Origin of the sequence: Flavihumibacter solisilvae (assembly GCF_000814475.1) — a bacterium.
Taxonomy (GTDB): domain Bacteria; phylum Bacteroidota; class Bacteroidia; order Chitinophagales; family Chitinophagaceae; genus Flavihumibacter; species Flavihumibacter solisilvae.
Genome location: NZ_JSVC01000039.1, coordinates 1 through 5,016 on the forward strand (window position 1 = coordinate 1; position 5,016 = coordinate 5,016).

General features: G+C 37.9%; 6 protein-coding genes and 1 pseudogene. 5 read left to right on the forward strand and 2 right to left on the reverse strand.

Features of this window, described 5'->3' with window-relative positions; all coding sequences use genetic code 11:
* On the forward strand, positions 1 to 1,797 hold a 1,797-nt coding region (locus tag OI18_RS24765; protein WP_039144239.1), incomplete at its 5' end, for an ATP-binding protein.
* Positions 1,798 to 1,810: 13 nt separating this feature from the next.
* Positions 1,811 to 2,479: an HhH-GPD family protein gene (locus tag OI18_RS22295; protein WP_052273492.1), complete on the forward strand. Its 669-nt coding sequence runs from the start codon at positions 1,811 to 1,813 to the stop codon at positions 2,477 to 2,479.
* Between the two features lie 134 nt (positions 2,480 to 2,613).
* Here the strand turns inward: OI18_RS22295 and OI18_RS22300 are convergent, their stop codons facing one another.
* A complete protein-coding gene (locus OI18_RS22300) occupies positions 2,614 to 2,844 on the reverse strand; it encodes an HTH-like domain-containing protein (RefSeq protein WP_039144240.1) in 231 nt (76 codons plus the stop codon).
* 82 nt (positions 2,845 to 2,926) lie between these two features.
* Here OI18_RS22300 and OI18_RS22305 point away from each other — a divergent pair, with 82 nt between their 5' ends.
* The gene (locus OI18_RS22305; protein ID WP_039144241.1) at positions 2,927 to 3,721 is read left to right on the forward strand and encodes a DUF2971 domain-containing protein; all 795 of its coding nucleotides are present in this window, start codon (positions 2,927 to 2,929) and stop codon (positions 3,719 to 3,721) included.
* A 201-nt stretch (positions 3,722 to 3,922) separates the two neighbouring features.
* Here OI18_RS22305 and OI18_RS25255 read toward each other — a convergent pair.
* Positions 3,923 to 4,142 (reverse strand): annotated as a pseudogene (locus tag OI18_RS25255) (IS256 family transposase); the annotation flags it as partial.
* Positions 4,143 to 4,276: 134 nt separating this feature from the next.
* Between OI18_RS25255 and OI18_RS22315 the strand changes: the two are divergent.
* Both OI18_RS22315 and OI18_RS22320 read left to right on the forward strand, forming a co-directional pair.
* Entirely contained in the window at positions 4,277 to 4,480 is a 204-nt protein-coding gene (locus OI18_RS22315) for a transposase (protein WP_082038093.1), read from the forward strand.
* 35 nt (positions 4,481 to 4,515) lie between these two features.
* Positions 4,516 to 4,953: a hypothetical protein gene (locus OI18_RS22320; RefSeq protein WP_052273493.1), complete on the forward strand. Its 438-nt coding sequence runs from the start codon at positions 4,516 to 4,518 to the stop codon at positions 4,951 to 4,953.
* Positions 4,954 to 5,016 lie beyond the last annotated feature (63 nt).

Sequence of the window (5,016 nt, forward strand, 5' to 3'; positions counted from 1 at the left end):
ATTGAAGTGAAGTTTAGAAGTGTTAAGGAAACACAATGGGAAGATCATTTATTGCAAGCGAAGAATTTTTCGAAGTTTCTTTTAAAGGTGCATAACCTCGGAAATGATTGGTTGCTTTGGAAAACTGCATTTTGTAGCATCGTAGGTCGGATGGTGGAGTACGGACTAAATTTAGCCGCCTCACGTTGCAAGAATAAAGACAGGGTCTATAATTTAGGTTTTGAATTGATAGATGAAATATTTAGCAATTCGTATCAATCAATTGAATTTGACGAATCAGGCAGACTGATTTATGTGTGTGCTGATGAACTTGAAAAGAATGATCGATTTGATATGCAAATGGAGTCTACTATGTTTGTTAATTACGCACGAGCTCAGGCTATACTTTTTGATGATGATGGTGTGTCAGAATTAATAGATGCAAATCCGTTGCTAAAGGAATTTTCTTGGAATCTTCACGCAAAGTGTGAGAAAGCAGGTTCAAGTATAGAGTCACTTCAAAATGACGTTTTGCCTCCAAAGAGCGACGGTAGTAGTGATCATAGAGAGATACAAGAAATATCGCCAGAGAATGTAATTGATAATTTTCATGATTCTATAAGTGCTGGGACTGATTCAGACACCACTATTTATTTAAGAGAACATCCATTTGGCTTAAAATTCGAAGTTGGTAGTGTCGTGGACCGTTACGGTGAAAGGAAGTATTTTTTCAATCCAGGATCCACAGAAGTTAATCAGCTCAATATAGGTGTTATAGGTGATTTGGGTACTGGGAAGACTCAACTTTTGAAGTCTTTAATATATAACATGTCTATGAGTTCAGGCCAGAATCGGGGAACAGCTCCGAAATTTCTTGTCCTTGACACAAAGCGTGATTATGATGGGACTGGAAGTGAGCTTGATAATGTCTTGATTCAGAAAATTGGTGCTGAGGTGGTGGTGCCTTATAAAATTAAATTAAACATGTTTGATATTAAGAGTTCTAGGGAAATTAACCCTGCACTTTCAAAAGCAAACTTTTTTATTGATCTTTTAGGTAAAATTTATGGAGGGATCGGTCCAATACAAAGAAATTATTTAAGAGACGCTGTATTGCAAGCCTTTAAGAAGAAAGGTTATGTTAAAGCTGGTCAATATAAAGATTTCATATCACCAACTTTAATTGAAGTTCGTGATGAATATCATTCCTTAGTAAATACAGTTGATTCGGCTTTGGCAATTATGAATAGTCTTATTGAAGAGGAGTTTTTTGAGGATGACAGTGAAAACACAGTTTCATTTGATGAAATGTTTACGAAAACCATCATAGTAGCCCTCGGAAAGATTGCCAGTTCTAGCCAATCATTGAAATTTATGATGGTTGTGTTCCTTAAGTTATACCAGGAATATATGCTGGGCATCGAAAAATTTCCATACATCGGTGAAAGCCCTTCCTTGCGAAAAATCGATAGCTTTATTTTAATTGATGAAGCAAAACTTATAATGGACTACAACTTCCCAGTTCTTGAAGATTTGCTTCGAAAAGGAAGGGAATTCGGTGTGGGGGTAATTCTTTCAACACAATATTTAAGTGACTTTACAAGTGGCAAGATTGATTACAAAGAGCCGCTTTCTACTTGGTTTATACATAAGGTACCCAATATAAGCGCAAAAGAGATCAAATCAATTGGAATACCAGGAGCGAATGACGATCTAAGTGCTACAATTCAGACTTTGGAAAAGCATTTTTGTCTATATAAAACAGTTGGTGTGAATGGAACGATTATTAGAGGAAGACCATTTTACAAATTAATTTGACATTCTCAATGTAATGAAAGATGCCGATAAAATAAAATATTTTCAAAGCAATATACTCCTTTGGTATGGTCAATTTGGTAGAAAATTTTATTGGAGAGAGGGTACGCTGACTGAGTATGAGTATATTATAGTTGAGATCTTACTTCAAAGGACGAAAGCAGAAACAGTAGATAAGTTTTTACATGACTTTATTGGGAAGTTTCCAGATTGGAGAACTCTTGCTCACGCAGAATTGTTAGAAATACAACTTGCAATTAAGCCAATTGGATTACAAGTGCAAAGATCTAAACGGTTGAAGGAACTCGCTTTGGAGATGCAAAAACGTAATTATGTGTTGCCACACGATCGAATTGAACTTGAATCAATACCCTTTTTAGGACAATATATTGCAAATGCGGTAGAGCTTTTTATTTTTCATAAAACCAAACCACTTTTAGATGTAAACATGGCTCGGGTATTAGAGAGATATTTTGGGCCACGTAAAAAGGCTGACTTGCGATATGATCCATATTTACAGGATTTGGCAAAAAGAATAGTAAATCACCCGCATGCCAAAGAAATTAATTGGGCGGTATTAGACTTCGCTGCTCTTATTTGTAAAGCTAGAGTTCCTAGTCATTGTGAATGCCCCTTAAGAAAAGAGTGCTTATATTTCAATAATATGGAGATAGTTGTGACTTAATCTAACAGTTGGGATTAACTTTAAAGTAACAACACACTTAGATCAATCCCAAATCAGTCAGATTATTGAGGTCCTCCCATGTACCTTAGACCAGTTTAGTATAACTATTTGGGAGATGGATATTTTAGTGCTGTTCATTTTAGAAATTCTATTGGCCTTACATACTTTGCAAGCTTTATGGCCTTGTTTAATTCTGTTCTATAGGTGGAATGAATGCCTGATTCCTCTATCACCTCTCTCACTCCGGCTTGGGAGATTTCACTATGATATTTAACACCAAATAAGTGAATCATAGTTACTTGCTCTTTTTTGGGAGCGTTTTTATACATGTCTTTTAAGGCTTTACCTAATTCCTTTACTGTCATAAGGTTGTTTTAGCTAAAATATGCTTAAAAAAGCAAAAATAAGCTTAAAAGTTGCTTATACTTGTGAAAACTTCTTTTATTTATGCCGGTTACTACTCATGAATGTGAATTGAAAGTGCTGCCAGAGACTAAAGTTTGGAGATATATGTCTATTGAAAAATATATTTCCCTACTAGAGAATGGCGCACTTTTCTTTTGTAGATCAGATAAATTTTCTGACCCATTTGAAGGGTCAATTCCTAAAAAAGAAGCCGCAGGCCGAAACGACTTAAACAAACGACTAGGAGGCGATATCACTAAGGCAATGCGGATAATACAGGAAGAAAATAATAGGGGTATTCAATCCCTTCATCAACGATTTAGGCGTGCTACAGTTGTGAATTGTTGGCAAATAAGCAATTTCGAATCTGATGCAATGTGGCGCCTCTATTTAAAAGATAATGAAGGATTGGCCGTTTCTACCACAGTAGGGAAGCTTTGCGATAGTTTCGAAAACACTAATCTCAAAATCGGAAGCAGTAAAGTTAGATATCTTAATTATGAAGAAGATATATGGTATCACCCGGTTGAATATCCCGTCAATAGTTATAACATGTTAACACCTCTTCTGCATAAAAGGAAAGAGTACAGTTATGAGAATGAATTCAGGTTGTACTTGCATATTTCTGAAGCATTAAATGATGAGAGGTTTTGGGAAAATCAACCTAACCACAAGGGAACTCTTGTACCTGTTGATGTTCATACACTTGTGGAAGAAATTATCCTGCCTCCGACAGCTGATGATTCGTCACAAAAGCAAATTGAGGAGTTAATTAGAAAGCATTGTTACTCTTTCTCAATTCGGAAATCGGCTTTACAATCAACTCCAGTGTATTAATGTTTGGAAATTGAGACTTTAATTGAAAATCTAAACGAATCCCTGTATGATCGCACAAAATCGCACCCAATATAGCTAAAAACTGATGGATATGTTTCATAAACTGTGTCAGTAGTCAAAACTCGTTGGCAAGCGATGTTTGTATTTGAGGTCGTGCAGCACAGTTTTACTGCCGCTGCAACATCGGTTGACGACGAGTCCTCATAGGTTTAGTTTTAAACAGTCTCCGAAAATAATCATCAGCTGTGCCAGTGTTTTATTCCAGTTGAATACAGTCTTGTTCCATTTGTTGGTGATATGATCCTGGGCCTGGAACAGTAGCTTCATGAGTGCTTCTTCAGATTGGAACGCTGCCTTTGATCTGTCGATGGAATCCCTCAATGATATTGGTGGTATACATGATCCGGCGAATATCCCTGTGTAGGCTTCCCCATTCTCCGGCCAGCAGAATTAGAGTTATCAATTACTTGAATTGTTAACTTTAAATCTCGAAATGAAACGTAAGAATCACACCGAAAGTCAAATTATTGCCGCCCTGAAAAACAGGAAGCCGGCATGCTCGTCAAGGACATTACTCGTGATCTGGGCATTAGTGAAGCCACCTTTTATAATTGGAAGGCGAAGTACGGTGGCATGGAAGCCAGCGATGTCAAACGCTTGAAGGACCTGGAATCTGAACATGCGGAACTCAAAAAGATGTTTGCCGAGTTATGCATTGAGAACCGGGCCATGAAAAATCTCATCGAAAAAAAGTTGTAACACCTGAGGAAAAACGTGAGGCAGTTGATTTTCACGTGCAGGAGGAACAACTGAGTGCCCGAAAGGCGTGTAAGATCGTAAGCATACCTCGATCGTCTTACGATTATAAGGCCAAGCCCAAAGATGATGCTCCTGTGCAGCAGATTCTGACCAGCCTGGTAGAAAAGCATGTTGATATTGGATTTTGGCAGTCTTTTTATCGCATAAGGAACAAAGGATTTAATTGGAATCACAAAAAGGTTTGCCGGGTGTATACCGACATGAAACTCAACATAAGGCGCAGGATTAAACACAGACTGCCGGCCAGGATCAAAGAGGCCCTGTTCATACCAGGAGCGCCGAATGAAGTCTGGAGCATCGACTTTATAAGCGATGCGCTTACTGATGGCAGAATGTTCCGGTTACTCAATATCATCGATGATTATAATCGTGAATCATTGGCAATTGAAGTGGACACTCCCTTCAGTCGTTGAGGTCGTTGCAGAGCGAGGTAAGCCAAAATGCATCAGGGTGGACAATGGCCCTGAGTTTATCAG